The following is a 15,482-nucleotide window of genomic DNA, read 5'->3' as shown; positions in this document are numbered from 1 at the left end:
CTTTTCTTATATTATTCTTATGAATAGGGAAAATTTTCCCGATAGATTAAATAAAATGTTTTTTACAAAGGGGAAAAAATATGTTTGAAATTGCTATATGTGATGACAATGCGCAGGATCGTCAACGGTTATCTGAGAGGATTGGAAAAAACATCCCGGAGGCGGAGAAGATTCGCATTCATGAATATGACAGTGGTCTGCTGCTTTTAGAGGCCATAAAAAGCATCCGGTTTTCCATCATATTCCTGGACGTCCAGATGAAAGGAATCGATGGTGAGGAAACTGCAATCCGGATCAGAGAACTGGATAACAATGTAATCCTTGTCTTTTATATTGGTTTCGTAGAACCATCTCCGCGCAGCTTTGAAGTACAGCCATATCGTTATATCATGAAAAATATGACAGAGAAGATTATGGATCGGTATATCAAGGATGCTCTGGATAAGATGATCGAATTTGGTCAGGCCCCTTTTCTTACGGCAAATATGAACAGAGAAAGGCTGTTTTTAAGAGCAGATGATATTGTGTACATTGAAAAGTACAAGAAGAATACGAGAGTACATATTTCAGAAAGTTCGTTTCGCATCTATGGTATAAAACCCAATGAAAAGGGTGAGACACCTGATATCCGCATCCCGGAAAAGTTAGAAAAGATCTATGAAAAACTTAAAGCTCATGGTTTCGGCTATCCTCACGACAGTTATTTGGTTAATTTAAAATATTTGGTTTATTGCACCAGTAAAATTTTGAAGCTGAAAGATGTGGAGGATACTTTTCAAATAGCAAGAAGTAAGGCTCAGGAATTTAATAAGTTAAAAGAAGATTTTATGTTATCAAAGTATAAGGAAGGCGATTATAATGGAAAATGATTTATTTTCAGTAAGCAGACTGTTTTTCTGCGCAGCCGATGTTTATATGTTATATCGCTTTTTTAACTCTATATTTAGACAGAAATGGATTGGTAAAAAACGTATTGTTTCAAGCGTGATAACGGCATTATTAATATTTTTTGAAAATGCTATCGGTAATGTATCCTTAAATTTTATATTTGTTCCTTTGTTTTGTTATATTTACGTAATATTATCTTTTAAGGTATCTATAACTAATGCGATGGCATATATAATTATTTTCTTTACTTTTGTTGGTGGCAGAGAGGTTCTTTTCGAACTGCTTTATCGCGTGTTAATAAATGTAATGGCTATCTATATACCGCCGTGGTTTACGGCTGGCGGAGTGTATTTTCTGTTAGTCGAATACATTGTGGGATTTTTGTTTCTCTTATATATTGAAAGATACATTATAAAATTAAATATTAGAAACGACAATGTATTTTCATGGTATTTGCTAATTGTTCCGATTTTAACCTTGATGACCTTAACCAGTTTTTCATTTATTGATTTTTCGAATTCAGGTATCGTTCAAGTTTTTGTATTCATTTGTTCAATATTACTCTACCTTACAAATGCAATTATATTTATCATTTTAGAAAAATACACTGATGTATTAAACAAGGTTCAATATGCAGAACTTATAACTGTTAAAAGAGATATGGAAAATGAGTATTTTCAAAACATTTTAAAGATTAACCAACATTACCAGTGCTTAATGCATGATATTAATTCCTATTTTAACAGCTTTAGACTTTTAGCTATAAATGGCGAGAATAAGAAAATTATAGAGATTATTGATGAACTAAAGGGAAAAATTGATGAAGAAACAAGTGATGTTATTTATTGTGGTAGCCCAGTTTTAAATGCAGTTATTTTAGAACGTGTTTCAAAGGCAAAAGAATTTGGTGTAACACTATCAATTTTTGTTGAGAAATTTATAAAAACAGATTTTCTTTCGGATTCAGATGTAATATCTATGTTTGGTAATTTACTAGATAATGCTCTAGAAGCATCTTCAAGGTGTAAACAAGGGAATCGTGTAGTTAATGCAAAATTATTTATGGGAACTAATTTCTTTTTGATATTTTATATTGAGAACACATTTTCTATTTCTGCTAAAAGAGAGGGGACTCGCCTATTGTCTACAAAAGCTGATGATAAACATCATGGATTGGGAATTGGTATAGTATCAAATCTTGCAGAAAAATATGGAGGATCTTTAACTTTAGAAGAAAAAGGGGATACATTTGTTACTACACTTGCGGTCTCTACATTTAGCGACAAAAGCAATGCTAATATTGGCACTCAACGTGTATAATTTTGGCACATGACTTGAAAAAATGGAAAAATAATATATTATTGTAAAAAAGGAGGATATTATGATGATAAAATTTAAGAATTATTTAAGAAGTAATGTATCATTGCTTAAAGTCATGAATGTTTGTGCTCTAGCTCTTGCAGTACATACATTCAATATTACTTGTTTTTACTTCCATCATCAGCCGGAAGTACCTGTAGACGCAAAAAGGTTTAGAAAGTTCTAATGATTCAGCGTCTATCAGATAATATAGTTTGTTGGCAAATAAGAAAAAATATTATAGAGAACGAGCAACGTGCGCTGTATTGCTATGCATATGAAGTATTCATAAATCAGACAATTAACATTTTGATAGCTATTTTCATTTCTATAGTGTTAAAGGCACCAATGCCTGTTTTGGTTTTTTTTCTTAGTTACTTGCCATTAAGATCTTATTGCGGCGGATATCATTCGAAAACAAATGGTGGATGTACTATTGTATCTTCATTATTAATTGTATTTGTCTGTTTGGTAGAAAAGACACTAACTGGGGAGTTAGCTGTTCTATTACCACCGATATGTCTAATAATTTCTGGAGCTTCCATTTTTAATTATGCACCTGTAGCTGATAAAAATAAGCCTTTAGATGAAGTTGAGACTAGACATTATCGAAAAAAAAGCAGAACTATTTGGTTACTTGAAGCTATTATTGGAGCAGTGTTTTGGTATTTTGGTTTAAGAGCTGGTGTTGTGATTGCAACTAGTCATGCCATTTTGTCTTTTATGTTAGTTTATGGGGTGTTTAAAAATAAAAAAGCTTGTGATTGATGTGTATCATATTAAAAAAATAGGACAACCTCCAGGGCATATGCTCTGGAGGTTGTTTGTCGTAGTGCCGTCTGAATTAAGCCCAAACCTCCTATTCTCTTGATTTCCTATATAGTAAGTGTGTTTTAAAATCCATGCAAATTTCGGAACTGAAAGCGTATAATTTTGGCACTAGTGTTGAAAAAAAAATCTCCAGATGTAGAATGTAATTATGTATAAGAAAGAGAGCGGGGGAATGAAAGGATGACTAGAAGGTGAGCACAAAAAGGGTAAACGAAAGCTATTATCAATATAGAGCCAGTTGTTATGTTCGAAGAGATGATGGGACAGAAAAAATCAAACGGTATCAGCTGGATACAGATATTCACTATGGGGATCTTTATTTTTGGAATCGATATTATTATATACGAAAGAGTCAGAACATGTTATACAGCCTGGCTGCACAGGATACCAGGAACGTGAAGTGCAAGATTTTACAGGAAAATCTGGTTCTCATACCCCGGTTTACCTATAATACGGACCAAAAGAAAAATAAATCTGGTAACTTATTAAAAAAACTATTGCTGAATATAGAAATGCTTATTCTGCTTTTTCTTAATACGATTAAATCTTCCGTTACTGCAGAAGAACATGGTATTTGTGCAAAAAGATCAGAATTAGATATCTTCTCAGAGACCAGAAGTGATGCGGAGACAAAGAAGAAGCTGGTGAAGGAAGAGGGATAGAATCTTTACGGAGGATAAAATTATGTTAGATGATGAAAAAGCACTGGCTGACAGGCATCTTGAATGGATCAACCGTTTTACCAGTATTGAAACAGGGATCTATGTAAACGGTGAGCTGATTCAGTTTCAGGAGACCATGTTATTTAATAATGAGCTGGGAGTTTCCATTCCCAGTGCATTCCGGGATATGACACCGGAGATGGCCAGAAAAAAGTACTTTTCAGAACAGCGGCCTGAAGTTATTAAGACAAATGAAGATGGATCCGTTAATCTTTGCTTTAACATGATAGATAAAAGTGTAAAGGAAGATCAGCTGGAAGCTGTTATACATGAATTTTATCGGGTTTTAAAACGGTTCCAGCCAATGAGCGTATGTCTGGATACCGGCTCAGAACCTAAAGAAGAGACGCCCAGCGCATGGATGGAATTTATAAGCAGTGCTCTTAATGAAAATATCTATAATGTTCTTACTGTATACCCGGCTGGGGAGAGATTGCTTATGATAATGTTTAACTGCCCCTTTGAAAAGCGGAACTCATGGTCCAACTGCTTAACGCTTATTCGAAAGAGTGTAGTGCTTTACGGTGACAAGAAGAAAATGGAAATAGGTTAAACGGTGATAGGAAACCTGTTTTTAAGCGATACACAGGAGGTTGTATGGATAGAAAAGTTGAAAAAAAGCAAAACTTTCAGGATTTATACGGTTACTTTTGCGGGATGCTTTCCAGAGGTGGTATGGATGAATTATATGGGCGCATATTGGGAGCAGTACCTGACTTAGGCTGTGTAACTGGGAGCATCAATTTATTGAAGCCGTCGGGTACCAATACGTCAGATCGAACGTTTGTCTGATCTCATAAAAAGAAGAATGACAGAAAGAATAAGAGGTGTATTATGGGTTTGCTTGATATATTACTGGGAAATGCACTGGTCTTAGTTAGCCTTATTTTGGGAGCACGGATTTATGCAAGTGAAAAAAACAAAGCCGACTAAGATAAAAAGAAAAGAAATGCTGTCATGATTTAAAAGAAGAATCATAGATACAAATGAAAACCCCCTGCATGGGCAGGGGAGTTCGGTTACTAAATAAGTATTTAAGACTGCAGTCTGTTGATCATGGTAAGAATCAGTAAAAGGTCTCCGTCTGAAAGTGTTTTAAGCTTATCTACCGCTTCTCTGATCAGAGGGGGATTTGAAATATCGTCATCAAAGAAATCCCTTGGAGTAACACCCAGGTAATCGCAGATTGCCAGGAATTCAGTCATGGAAGGAAGACTTCTGCCGCTGGAAATGCTTTGAATATAGCTTCTGCTGTGTCCTAATTCAATACTCATCTTGTGTTCGGCTACTCCCTTTTTTATCCTCAATTCAGTTATTCGTTTGTTTATATAATCCTGCTCCATGTCTCTCACCTCTCCCTATATATTGTATGATATTATAATCGATAAAATACACGATTAAAGTATGTAAAATAAATATATTGCATATTATGAATACGAATAGTATAATGAATGACGGTTAAAATTATGCATTTACCGGGCGCAAGAAAGGAGATGTTGCAGGTTATATACATAAAGTTATTGGTCTTTATGGTAACGCCTGCGTAACCCGCTGGGAATATCTTAAGCAGATGTAACTAATTCTACTAGTTCTATACGGGGAGCATAATGAAGTGTTATTGTTATGATAATATGCAAACGAAAATTTTACCTTAACAAAGTGTTATTTTATTCGTAAAATATGTCGAAACTTGTAAGGTAAAGCCAAAATCCGAATCACGGGAGAGAAAAGTATGAAGAAAAAAATAGGAATAAGAAGCATCGGAATTAAGATGCTGCTTGGAATTTTACCTGTTGTTGTTTTAGCATTGGCGTTGTTAGCCAGGATCAGTGAATCCACAAGCCGGGACCTGATTACGGAGCAAAGCAACTCTACGATGCAGTCTGAACTGAAAGCAAATGTCAACAGCATTAATGATTATTTGAATATGGTTGAAACGACTGCCATGAACATTGCACAGGTGGTGGGTTCCTCCTATCAGACAACACAGATTGACACCTATGGAGATGCTATCACAAAGATTGTGGAGAGCAACGATTTAATCCTTGGAAGCGGTATCTGGTTTGAACCAAATACATATGATGCTCAGCAAAAATACATGGGACCTTATTGGTATAAATCTGGGGACAAGGTGGAGTTAAGCTACGAGTATAACGATCCCAGCTACGACTATTTTAATCAGGAATACTATAAGCTTGCAAAAAGCGGAATTAAAAAACCGGTTATAACAGATCCCTATTTTGATCCTACACTAAATACAACAATGGCATCCTGTACCGCGCCTATATATGATACAAACGGCAAATTTATTGGTGCTGTGACCGTTGATATGCAGTTAAGTGATATTAATGATCTCATTCAGTCCATTAAGGTAGGGAAGAATGGTACTGCCATGCTGACTTCCGCCAGCGGAGTCTATTTAAGTGGAGCAGATCAGGAAAAGATAACAAAAGGCGCTAATATTTCTCAAGATGAGAATGGATCCCTGGCAGCAGCAGGCAATTCCATGATTTCCAGCGACAAAGGCAAGGTTACCTTTGTAGATGGTAAAGAGACCTATAACCTGTATTACGATAAGGTACCTGATATTGGTTGGATTATTATGATCAAGATGCCTCAGTCCGAACTGGATCAGCCGATTGTTGCACTGAATGCTAAGCTTATGAATGTAAGCGGAATTGCAATCATCTGCTGTATTCTTGCAGTCTTATTCCAGGTTGCAGTGATTGCTTCTGGTTTAAATAAGGTAAAACGGTTTGCAGGCTCTCTTGCAGAAGGTGATTTTACCATAAAGCCTCTTAAATCAAAAAGCAAAGATGAGCTGGGCCAGATGAGCAGCTCTCTTAATAACATGTTTACCAGCAATAAAGCTGTCATTGAACAGATATCTGAACAGGCAGGCGGCATTACAGATTCCAGCGTGCGGTTAAATACTGTATCCAATGATCTTCTTCAGCAGTTCAGTGAAGTTAAGGTCTATATGGGTGATGTAGATAAAGCTATGATGTCTTCCAGTGCTGCAACCGAGGAATTGAACGCTTCCATGGCTGAGGTGAATACTTCTGTCACTGTACTTGCCGGAGAGACCGGAAAGAGCAGTAAGATGGCAGGAGAAATCATGGAACGTGCCCGGGTGATTGAGAAGAACAGCCGTGAAGCTTATGCAAGTGCTGCTGAAATCTCCAGGCAGAGAGAAGAAGAACTTCTTATGGCAGTAGAGAATGCAAAGGTAGTGGAAAAGATCGGGGATATGGCAAGAGTTATTTCAAACACTGCTTCTCAGATTAATTTATTATCTTTAAACGCTTCCATTGAGGCAGTCAGAGCCGGAGAACAGGGAAGAGGTTTTGCTGTTGTAGCAAGAGAGATTGGAACCCTTGCTAAGAATACATCTGAGATCGTGAAAGAGATTGAGGGAACCATCACTGAGGTACAAAAAGCATTTGGCATGATGTTAAATGGATCAGAGTCCATGCTCACATTCTTAAAGGATACAGTAACTCCGGATTATAATAACTTTGTGGATGTTGGGCAGCAGTATGGCAGGGATGCAGTATCCATAGAAGAGATTTCTAATGAGATAGCGGAGATGGCTGAAAACATCAGTCAGGTCATGCAGGAAGTTCGTGATGCCATCCAGAATGTTTCAGAGTCTGTACAGACTACAGCCGGTAACAGCAGTATGGTGCTTTCTACCATAGAAAAAGCATACGATGTTGTAACGGATGTGTCAAAGATGTCTCAGAAACAGGAGCGCATTGCAGAAGAACTCAATACAGTTGTGTCCGGTTTCAAATTAAAATAATGATATTCGGCCTCCGGTATATCAGTACCGGGGGCCAATATAGAAGCAGGAATCTGATAAAATGTCCTTGACATTTCAGCTTTCTGTTATTACAATAATAGAAACTATAAAGTTAAATATGAAAATGCTATGATGGTGTTAGTAGATACTTATTTTCTTCCAGAGAGAAGGGGCCACCGGCTGTAAGCCCTTTTAAGTTCAGATAAGAAATCGAATTTCTCACCGAAGCAGCATGGCTGAATCCGATTCTTTTAAAGTTTTAAGTTCCGGTGGGTAGGTCATGACGTTTGATACACGTTACGTATTCCGAGAGCCTGTGAATATCACAGGAATTAGGGTGGTACCGCGAATATAGCTTCGTCCCTTTCAGGGGCGGGCTTTTTTTATTTGCTTAACCTTTGGGTTATGGCAAAATTCAATGAGGAAAGAAGGAGAGCATGATCATGAGAGACCAATTAGAAAAGATCAAGCAAGAAGCATTAAAGCAGATAGAAGCTTCGGATGCGTTGGAAAAACTGAATGATATTAAAGTTGCTTACCTTGGAAAAAAAGGTGAGTTGACCAACGTTTTAAAAAGTATGAAGGATATTTCCCCGGAAGACAGACCAAAGGTAGGGCAGCTTGTTAATGATGCCCGTGCCGTAATTGAAGGTAAGTTAGAGGAGACCATTGGTGTTCTGCAAAAGAAGGTGAGAGAAGAACAGCTGAAAAAGGAAGTAATCGACGTTACCCTTCCAGCAAAACGGAGTAAAGTTGGTCATTCTCATCCTAATACCATTGCATTAGAAGAAGTAGAAAGAATCTTCGTGGGCATGGGATACGAAGTCATGGAAGGACCGGAAGTTGAGTACGATTCCTACAATTTCGAAAAGCTGAATATTCCTAAGAATCACCCCGCAAGAGATGAGCAGGATACGTTTTACATCAGTGACAGCATTGTATTAAGAAGCCAGACTTCACCGGTTCAGATTCGTGCCATGGAGGAAGGTAAACTGCCGATCCGTATGCTGGCACCAGGCAGGGTATTCCGTTCTGACGAAGTAGATGCTACCCATTCCCCATCCTTCCATCAGATTGAAGGTCTGGTCATTGATAAGAATATTACATTTGCAGATTTAAAAGGAACTCTCGCAGAGTTTGCCAAAGAGCTGTTTGGACCGGAAACAAAGGTTAAGTTCCGTCCTCATCATTTCCCATTTACAGAACCAAGTGCAGAGGTTGATGTAACCTGCTTTAAGTGCGGCGGAAATGGCTGCCGTTTCTGCAAGGGCTCTGGCTGGATCGAGATCCTTGGCTGCGGAATGGTACACCCCAATGTACTTTCCATGAGCGGCATTGACCCTAACGAGTACTCTGGATTTGCTTTCGGTGTTGGCCTTGAGCGAATCGCACTGTTAAAGTACGAAATTGATGATATGAGATTGCTGTACGAAAATGATATTAGATTTTTGAAGCAGTTCTAGGAACAGAAAGGGAGAGAAATCAATGAATACACCATTATCATGGATTAAAGCATACGTTCCGGATCTGGATGTGACACCTCAGGATTATACAGATGCCATGACACTTACCGGAACCAAGGTTGAGGGCTTTGAATGTCTTGACAAAAACTTAGAGAAAATCGTGGTTGGCCATATTTTATCCATCGAGCGCCACCCCGACGCAGATAAATTAATCGTTTGTCAGGTAAATGTAGGAACAGAGACGGTTCAGATCGTAACCGGAGCGTCTAATGTAAAGGTTGGAGATAAAGTACCGGTGGTATTAGACGGTGGAAAGGTGGCAGGAGGCCATGATGGCGGCGCCCTTCCGGAAGACGGAATCAAGATAAAAAAAGGTAAATTAAGAGGAATTGAGTCCTGTGGAATGATGTGTTCCATCGAGGAGCTTGGAGGCACCAGCGAGATGTATCCAGATGCCCCTGAAAGTGGAATCTATATTTTACCGGAAGATTCTACTCCTGGTGATGACGCTGTGGAGCTTTTGGGATTTCATGATACTGTATTTGAATATGAAATCACTTCAAACCGTGTGGACTGTTACAGTGTGGTAGGAATTGCAAGAGAGGCAGCGGCTACCTTCCGTAAGGCGTTCCTTCCTCCCGTTGTCACTGCCACTGGAAACAGCGAAGATATTAACGACTATTTAAAGGTATCTGTAAAGGATAAGGACCTTTGTCCTCGTTATTGTGCGAGAATGGTCAAGAATATTAAAATCGCTCCTTCTCCGGTATGGATGCAGAGACGCCTTGCAGCCTGCGGAATCCGTCCGATCAACAATATTGTGGATATTACCAATTACGTTATGGAAGAGTATGGTCAGCCAATGCATGCCTTTGATTATGATCTCATTGCTGGTCATGAAATCGTTGTGGCTCGTGCTAAGGACGGAGATACCTTCCAGACATTAGATGGTCAGGAAAGAAAGCTTGACAGCTCCATCCTGATGATCAATGATGGTGAAAAAGCAGTTGGAATTGCAGGTATCATGGGAGGAGATAACTCCAAAATTACGGATGACGTAAAGACCATGGTATTTGAAGCCGCTTGTTTTGATGGCACCAATATCCGTCTTTCTTCTAAGAAAGTAGGACTTAGAACGGACGCATCCGGTAAATTTGAAAAGGGACTTGATCCCAATAATGCCATCGAGGCAATGAACCGTGCTTGTCAGCTGATTGAGGAATTAGGTGCTGGTGAGGTCGTGGGAGGAATCATTGATATCTATCCGGAAAAGAGAGAAGGAAAGAGAATTCCTTTTGAACCGGAAAAGATGAATCGTCTCTTGGGAACGGATATTTCAAAGGAAACCATGCTGGATTATTATAAGATGCTTGAACTGGAGTACGATGCTTCTACTTCTGAAATTCTTATTCCTACCTTCCGTCAGGATTTGGAGTGCATGGCAGATCTTGCAGAAGAAGTAGCCAGATTCTTCGGTTATGATAAGATTCCTGTATCCTTGCCAAATGGTGAGGCTACGACAGGAAAGCTATCCTATAAATTAAGAGTCGAGGAAATTGCCAGAGAGGTGGCTGAATTCTGTGGATTCTCTCAAGGAATGACATATTCCTTTGAAAGTCCTAAGGTATTTGATAAGCTTCTGCTTCCAAAAGACAGCCCTCTTCGTGTAACTGTTAATATCTTAAATCCCCTTGGTGAGGACTTTAGTGTGATGAGGACGACTCCTCTTCATGGAATGTTAAATTCCCTGTCCACCAACTACAACCGCAGAAATAAAAGTGTACGCCTCTATGAGCTGGCTAACATTTATCTTCCAAAGGCACTTCCATTAACAGAACTGCCTGACGAAAGAATGCAGCTTACCTTTGGATTCTACGGAGAAGGTGACTTCTTTGATATGAAGGGCGTTGTAGAAGAGTTATTTGAGAAAACAGGAATGCATAAGAAGCCTCATTATAATCCGGCAGATGATAAACCCTTCCTTCATCCAGGCAGATGCGCAGATATCATTTATGATGGCACGACCATCGGATATATCGGAGAGGTTCATCCGGAGGTAGCGGATAATTATAAGATTGGTGAGCGGGCTTATGTGGCTGTCATTGATATGCCATCTATGATTCCATTTACAAACTTCGACCGCAAGTACGTAGGAATTGCAAAATACCCGGCAGTTACCAGAGACATCAGTATGGTAGTTCCTAAAGATATCCTGGTAGGACAGATTGAAGAAGTTATCGAACAGCGGGGCGGAAAGAATCTGGAAAGCTATGAACTGTTCGACATTTACGAAGGTGCTCAGATTTTGGCAGGTTTCAAATCTGTGGCTTATTCTATCACATTCCGGTCTGCAGATCATACACTGGAAGATCAGGAGGTTTCTGCAGTCATGAAAAAGATCCTGAATGGATTGCAGGGACTGGGGATTGAACTTCGTGCATAAAAAGTTATAATAAAGAAAAAGGTGCCAGTTGAAATCCGACGACTGGCATCTTTTTTTACCCCCTGCTTGCATGAGTATATGTTTTCCGGTCAATCCTTACGATATGAATGTTTGAAAACAGGGAGGCAAGTAAGATGCTAGGGGATCTAGATATTATAAAAGTAATGGGAAGAAGGGTTTACGACTCATGGGCAAATCCAGCCCTTGAAGCAGAAGTAGTCTTGGAAAATGGTGCTCAGGGAAGAGCAATTGTACCCATATATGGAAAAGAGGATGTCAATAAAGAACTTGAATTTTTATTGGACCAGTTGTCGGAGTGCATCCTGTTTGAAGACGCAGGCGATCAGGGGGAAATTGATCGGCTGCTTATAAAAGAGTACCGGGAAAATGGAGAACATGGTGTTGGCGGCTGCGGAGTGCTTGGTTTATCCATGGCGGTAGCAAGAGCAGCAGGTGCTGGGCTCTTTCTTCCTCTATACCGATACTTAGGAGGAACCTCTGCGCCAATGATGCCGGTGCCAATGCTTAGCATGATCAGCGGGGGAGATGGGGGAAAAGGAATTGATTTTCAGGATATAACCGTAATTCCTAAGAATATGAAATCTTATGGCGAAGGACTTCGTATGGGGACCGAAATTTATCATACGTTGAAACAGCTGCTTTTGATCAATGGCTACGATACCTCTACAGGGAATGGAGGAGGCTTTATCGCTGATATGAAAAGTACGGAGGAAGCTCTTCACTATGTGATGGAAGCCATAAAGCTTGCGGGCTATATTCCCGGAGTCGATGCCGGGATTGGTATCCATGCAGCGGCAGACCGGCTTTATAAGAAAGAAGATGGCACTTATAATTTTGAAAATGAAAGCAGACATCAGGGACTCATGATTCATAGAAACCAGAAGGATATGATGGATTATTTCTTAAGACTGACCGATGGATTTCCTGTCATCTCTATTATAAATGGAGTGTGGAAAGAAGATATGGAAGGACGGGAGACGATTATGGGCATGCTTGGCCACCGTGTGCTACTTTCTTTTCCGGACTCTGAAACGTCCAATGCCCATATGATAGAGTTAAAACAGGCTGGTACGGTGACAGAGGCACTTTTTAAGGTGGAGCAGGCTAAGATGGCAGGGCATAAGGTTATTATTGCCAATGATTTTGTGGAAACCGAAGAATCCTTTGCAGCTGATCTGGCAGCAGCTGTTGGGGCAGATTATGTCAAATGCGGAGCTCCCTGTCGGGGAGAATGCACATCAAAATACAACGAATTACTGCGTATTGAAGAGTTCTATTCCAGCAGACAGAACCTATAAAAATGCAAAAGTAGCTTGTATTTACTGAAAAATTATGGTATGATAACTGTTGTTTGACTATAGGAGGTGGGAAACATGATCAGGATTATATTATCAATCATCTTTGTTATCATATGTATCGCTTTATCAGCGATTATCCTGTTACAGGAAGGAAAGAGTCAGGGCCTGGGTTCCATCGGTGGTATGGCAGATACTTACTGGGGAAAAAACAAGGGACGTTCCATGGAAGGTAATCTGGAAAAATTTACGAAGTACGCAGCTGTTCTTTTTTTCATTTTATCCTTAGTATTGAATCTGAATATACTGTAAAGATTAAACACTCTTGTATACGATAACAAGGGTGTTTTTTTCACTTTATGGATAAAGTAAAGATAATAGAGAAAAATGTATTACAAAGGTAAAATTATTGAATGAGAAGTGAGGTAGAAGATGACAGGTGAACAATTAACACAGCGAAAAGATATGCTTTTAAAGCTGTTTGAAGACCCTGCCTATGTTCCGATGAAGATAAAGGAGATAGCCATACTCCTGGATGTTCCAAAGGGCCAGAGGGAGGATTTAAAGGAAGTGCTGGATGTCCTTGTTTCAGAAGGTAAAATCGGCATTTCACAAAAAGGAAAATATGGAAAACCGGACATTGGTTCCATAGCTGGAGTTTTTTTCGGTCATCCCAAAGGCTTTGGGTTTGTTGCAGTAGAGGGAATGGAACAGGATGTATTTATTCCTGAAGAAAAGGCGGGTGGAGCGCTCCATGGAGACACCGTACTTATTTCCGTGGAATCAGAGCCTTCCAATGGAAAACGGTCAGAAGGCCGTGTTTTAAAAGTTGTAAATCATGCCAACAGTGAAATTGTTGGTTTTTATCAGAAGAATAAGAACTTTGGGTTTGTGATACCGGATAACCAGAAGCTTTCCAAGGATATATTTGTACCCCAGGGAAAAGATATGGGAGCGGTAAACGGCCATAAGGTTGTTGTAAAGGTAACCGATTTTGGTGGTCCGGGACGAAAGCCGGAAGGAGTCATTACGGAAATTCTTGGGCATGTCAATGATCCGGGAACCGATATTCTTTCCATCGTCCGTGCTTACGGTCTTGCAGAGGAGTTCCCTGACAGTGTCATGAAGCAGGTGGCAGCCGTTCCTGATGAGATTGACGGAAAGGACATGCAGGGACGCCTGGATTTAAGAGAACTTCAGACGGTTACCATTGACGGAGAAGATGCCAAAGACCTTGATGACGCCATTACCATATCTAAAAAGGGTGATGTGTATACCCTTGGAGTCCATATTGCGGATGTTACCAACTATGTAACAGAACACAGCCCTCTTGATGAAGAGGCCTTAAAAAGGGCGACCAGTGTTTATCTGGTTGACCGGGTCATTCCTATGCTGCCTCATAAGCTTTCCAACGGAATCTGCTCTTTAAATCAGGGAGAAGACCGTCTGGCTTTAAGCTGCATGATGGATATTGATGGAAACGGTGATGTTACCGGCCACAGAATCGCTGAAACTGTGATAAAGGTAGACCGTAGAATGACATATACAGCGGTGAATGCCATTGTAACAGACCGTGACGAGGCTGTGATGAAGGAGTATGAGGAATTTGTACCTATGTTCTTCTTAATGAAGGAGCTGGCAGATATTCTCAGGGAAAAGAGGAAAAAAAGAGGCTCCATTGACTTTGATTTCCCAGAGACAAAGGTCATTCTTGATGAGAGAGGGAAGCCTGTAGAGATCAAGCCTTATGACCGCAATGCAGCAACTAAGATCATTGAAGATTTTATGCTGATGGCAAATGAAACCGTGGCGGAAGATTATTTCTGGCAGGAGATTCCATTCCTTTACAGGACTCATGATAATCCAGATCCGGAAAAGATGAAGAGCCTTGCGACTCTCATTAATAACTTTGGCTATTCCATCCGCTTTCATAATGGAGAAGTCTATCCTAAGGAAGTGCAGAAGCTTTTGGCAAACGCTGAGGATACACCAGAGGAGGCTCTCATCAGCCGTCTGGCCTTACGGTCCATGAAACAGGCGAAGTACACGGTTGGTAACACTGGACATTTTGGTCTGGCAGCCAAGTATTATACTCATTTTACTTCACCCATTCGAAGATATCCTGACTTACAGATTCACCGGATCATCAAAGAGAATTTAAGATCTGGGTTAAGTGAGAAGCGAATCAAGCATTACGATAAGATATTAAGCCAGGTTTCGGTTCAGTCTTCTACCATGGAACGAAGAGCCGATGAGGCAGAGAGAGAAACCATAAAGCTTAAAAAATGCGAATATATGTCAAAGTATATTGGGGAAGAATTCGATGGCGTTATTTCCGGTGTGACCAACTGGGGACTTTATGTGGAGCTTCCTAATACCGTAGAAGGTATGATTCATGTAAATCAGCTTCAGGATGATTATTATCATTTTGATGAGGAACATTATGAACTGGTAGGAGAGATGACAAGAAAGACTTACAAACTTGGACAGCCCATTCGTGTTGTTGTGGAAGGGACCGATAAGCTTTTGCGTACCATTGATTTTGTTCCGGCAAAAAAATTATAAATAGGATTTATGACAGGGATTTAATTTTGCAAGGTCAGAATTAAATCCCTGATTTTATCATGAAATCTTTACTTAAGAAATAAAACTGAT

The 15,482-nt window shown here is 39.7% G+C and carries 14 protein-coding genes and 1 other annotated feature; of the genes, 13 read left to right on the top strand and 1 reads right to left on the bottom strand.

All coding sequences use genetic code 11. The features are described from left to right. The first annotated feature begins 80 nt into the window (after window positions 1-80). The 7 genes from T546_RS0105265 (at window position 81) to T546_RS0105235 (ending at window position 4,592) form a co-directional block, all read left to right on the top strand. Window positions 81-869 carry a LytR/AlgR family response regulator transcription factor gene (locus T546_RS0105265; RefSeq protein ID WP_026890723.1) on the top strand — a complete coding sequence of 263 codons (789 nt, stop codon included), beginning with the start codon at window positions 81-83 and terminating at the stop codon, window positions 867-869. Beyond that, window positions 859-2,208 (top strand): sensor histidine kinase, encoded by a 1,350-nt coding sequence (locus T546_RS0105260; RefSeq protein ID WP_026890722.1) that lies wholly within the window; start codon window positions 859-861, stop codon window positions 2,206-2,208. The genes T546_RS0105265 and T546_RS0105260 overlap by 11 nt, the downstream gene beginning before the upstream one ends. 61 nt (window positions 2,209-2,269) lie before the next feature. Beyond that, on the top strand, window positions 2,270-2,434 hold the full coding sequence (locus tag T546_RS26405; protein WP_084326176.1) for a cyclic lactone autoinducer peptide: 165 nt from the start codon (window positions 2,270-2,272) through the stop codon (window positions 2,432-2,434). After that, the gene (locus tag T546_RS0105250) at window positions 2,434-3,015 is read left to right on the top strand and encodes an accessory gene regulator ArgB-like protein (RefSeq protein WP_026890721.1); all 582 of its coding nucleotides are present in this window, start codon (window positions 2,434-2,436) and stop codon (window positions 3,013-3,015) included. The genes T546_RS26405 and T546_RS0105250 overlap by 1 nt, the downstream gene beginning before the upstream one ends. Window positions 3,016-3,269: 254 nt before the next feature. Beyond that, window positions 3,270-3,740: a hypothetical protein gene (locus tag T546_RS0105245; RefSeq protein ID WP_026890720.1), complete on the top strand. Its 471-nt coding sequence runs from the start codon at window positions 3,270-3,272 to the stop codon at window positions 3,738-3,740. 22 nt (window positions 3,741-3,762) lie between these two features. Beyond that, entirely contained in the window at window positions 3,763-4,353 is a 591-nt protein-coding gene (locus tag T546_RS24510; RefSeq protein ID WP_051629619.1) for a hypothetical protein, read from the top strand. Between the two features lie 44 nt (window positions 4,354-4,397). Beyond that, on the top strand, window positions 4,398-4,592 hold the full coding sequence (locus tag T546_RS0105235) for a hypothetical protein (RefSeq protein ID WP_026890719.1): 195 nt from the start codon (window positions 4,398-4,400) through the stop codon (window positions 4,590-4,592). 242 nt (window positions 4,593-4,834) lie between these two features. Here the strand turns inward: T546_RS0105235 and T546_RS0105225 are convergent, their stop codons facing one another. After that, complete coding sequence (locus tag T546_RS0105225) at window positions 4,835-5,074, bottom strand: helix-turn-helix transcriptional regulator (RefSeq protein WP_456300579.1); 240 nt, start codon at window positions 5,072-5,074, stop codon at window positions 4,835-4,837. A 458-nt stretch (window positions 5,075-5,532) separates the two neighbouring features. Between T546_RS0105225 and T546_RS0105220 the strand changes: the two genes are divergently transcribed. The 6 genes from T546_RS0105220 (at window position 5,533) to rnr (ending at window position 15,392) form a co-directional block, all read left to right on the top strand. Continuing rightward, window positions 5,533-7,605: a methyl-accepting chemotaxis protein gene (locus T546_RS0105220; RefSeq protein WP_034597983.1), complete on the top strand. Its 2,073-nt coding sequence runs from the start codon at window positions 5,533-5,535 to the stop codon at window positions 7,603-7,605. Between the two features lie 120 nt (window positions 7,606-7,725). Next, window positions 7,726-7,973, top strand: a binding site (T-box leader). A 75-nt stretch (window positions 7,974-8,048) separates the two neighbouring features. After that, the gene (pheS, locus tag T546_RS0105215; RefSeq protein ID WP_026890716.1) at window positions 8,049-9,068 is read left to right on the top strand and encodes a phenylalanine--tRNA ligase subunit alpha; all 1,020 of its coding nucleotides are present in this window, start codon (window positions 8,049-8,051) and stop codon (window positions 9,066-9,068) included. 22 nt (window positions 9,069-9,090) lie between these two features. Continuing rightward, window positions 9,091-11,511: a phenylalanine--tRNA ligase subunit beta gene (pheT, locus tag T546_RS0105210; RefSeq protein ID WP_026890715.1), complete on the top strand. Its 2,421-nt coding sequence runs from the start codon at window positions 9,091-9,093 to the stop codon at window positions 11,509-11,511. Window positions 11,512-11,645: 134 nt separating this feature from the next. Beyond that, window positions 11,646-12,830, top strand: coding sequence for a phosphopyruvate hydratase family protein (gene eno / locus T546_RS0105205; protein ID WP_026890714.1), 1,185 nt, complete (start codon window positions 11,646-11,648; stop codon window positions 12,828-12,830). Window positions 12,831-12,905: 75 nt separating this feature from the next. Next, complete coding sequence (secG, locus tag T546_RS0105200; RefSeq protein ID WP_024836095.1) at window positions 12,906-13,139, top strand: preprotein translocase subunit SecG; 234 nt, start codon at window positions 12,906-12,908, stop codon at window positions 13,137-13,139. A 153-nt stretch (window positions 13,140-13,292) separates the two neighbouring features. Then, window positions 13,293-15,392: a ribonuclease R gene (gene rnr / locus T546_RS0105195; protein WP_034598088.1), complete on the top strand. Its 2,100-nt coding sequence runs from the start codon at window positions 13,293-13,295 to the stop codon at window positions 15,390-15,392. Window positions 15,393-15,482 lie beyond the last annotated feature (90 nt).

The sequence above is a fragment of the [Clostridium] aerotolerans DSM 5434 genome (genome assembly GCF_000687555.1).
In the GTDB taxonomy this organism is placed as follows: domain Bacteria; phylum Bacillota; class Clostridia; order Lachnospirales; family Lachnospiraceae; genus Lacrimispora; species Lacrimispora aerotolerans.
The sequence above is the reverse complement of the archived record's forward strand: the minus strand, read 5'-3'. Positions and strand labels throughout refer to the sequence as shown.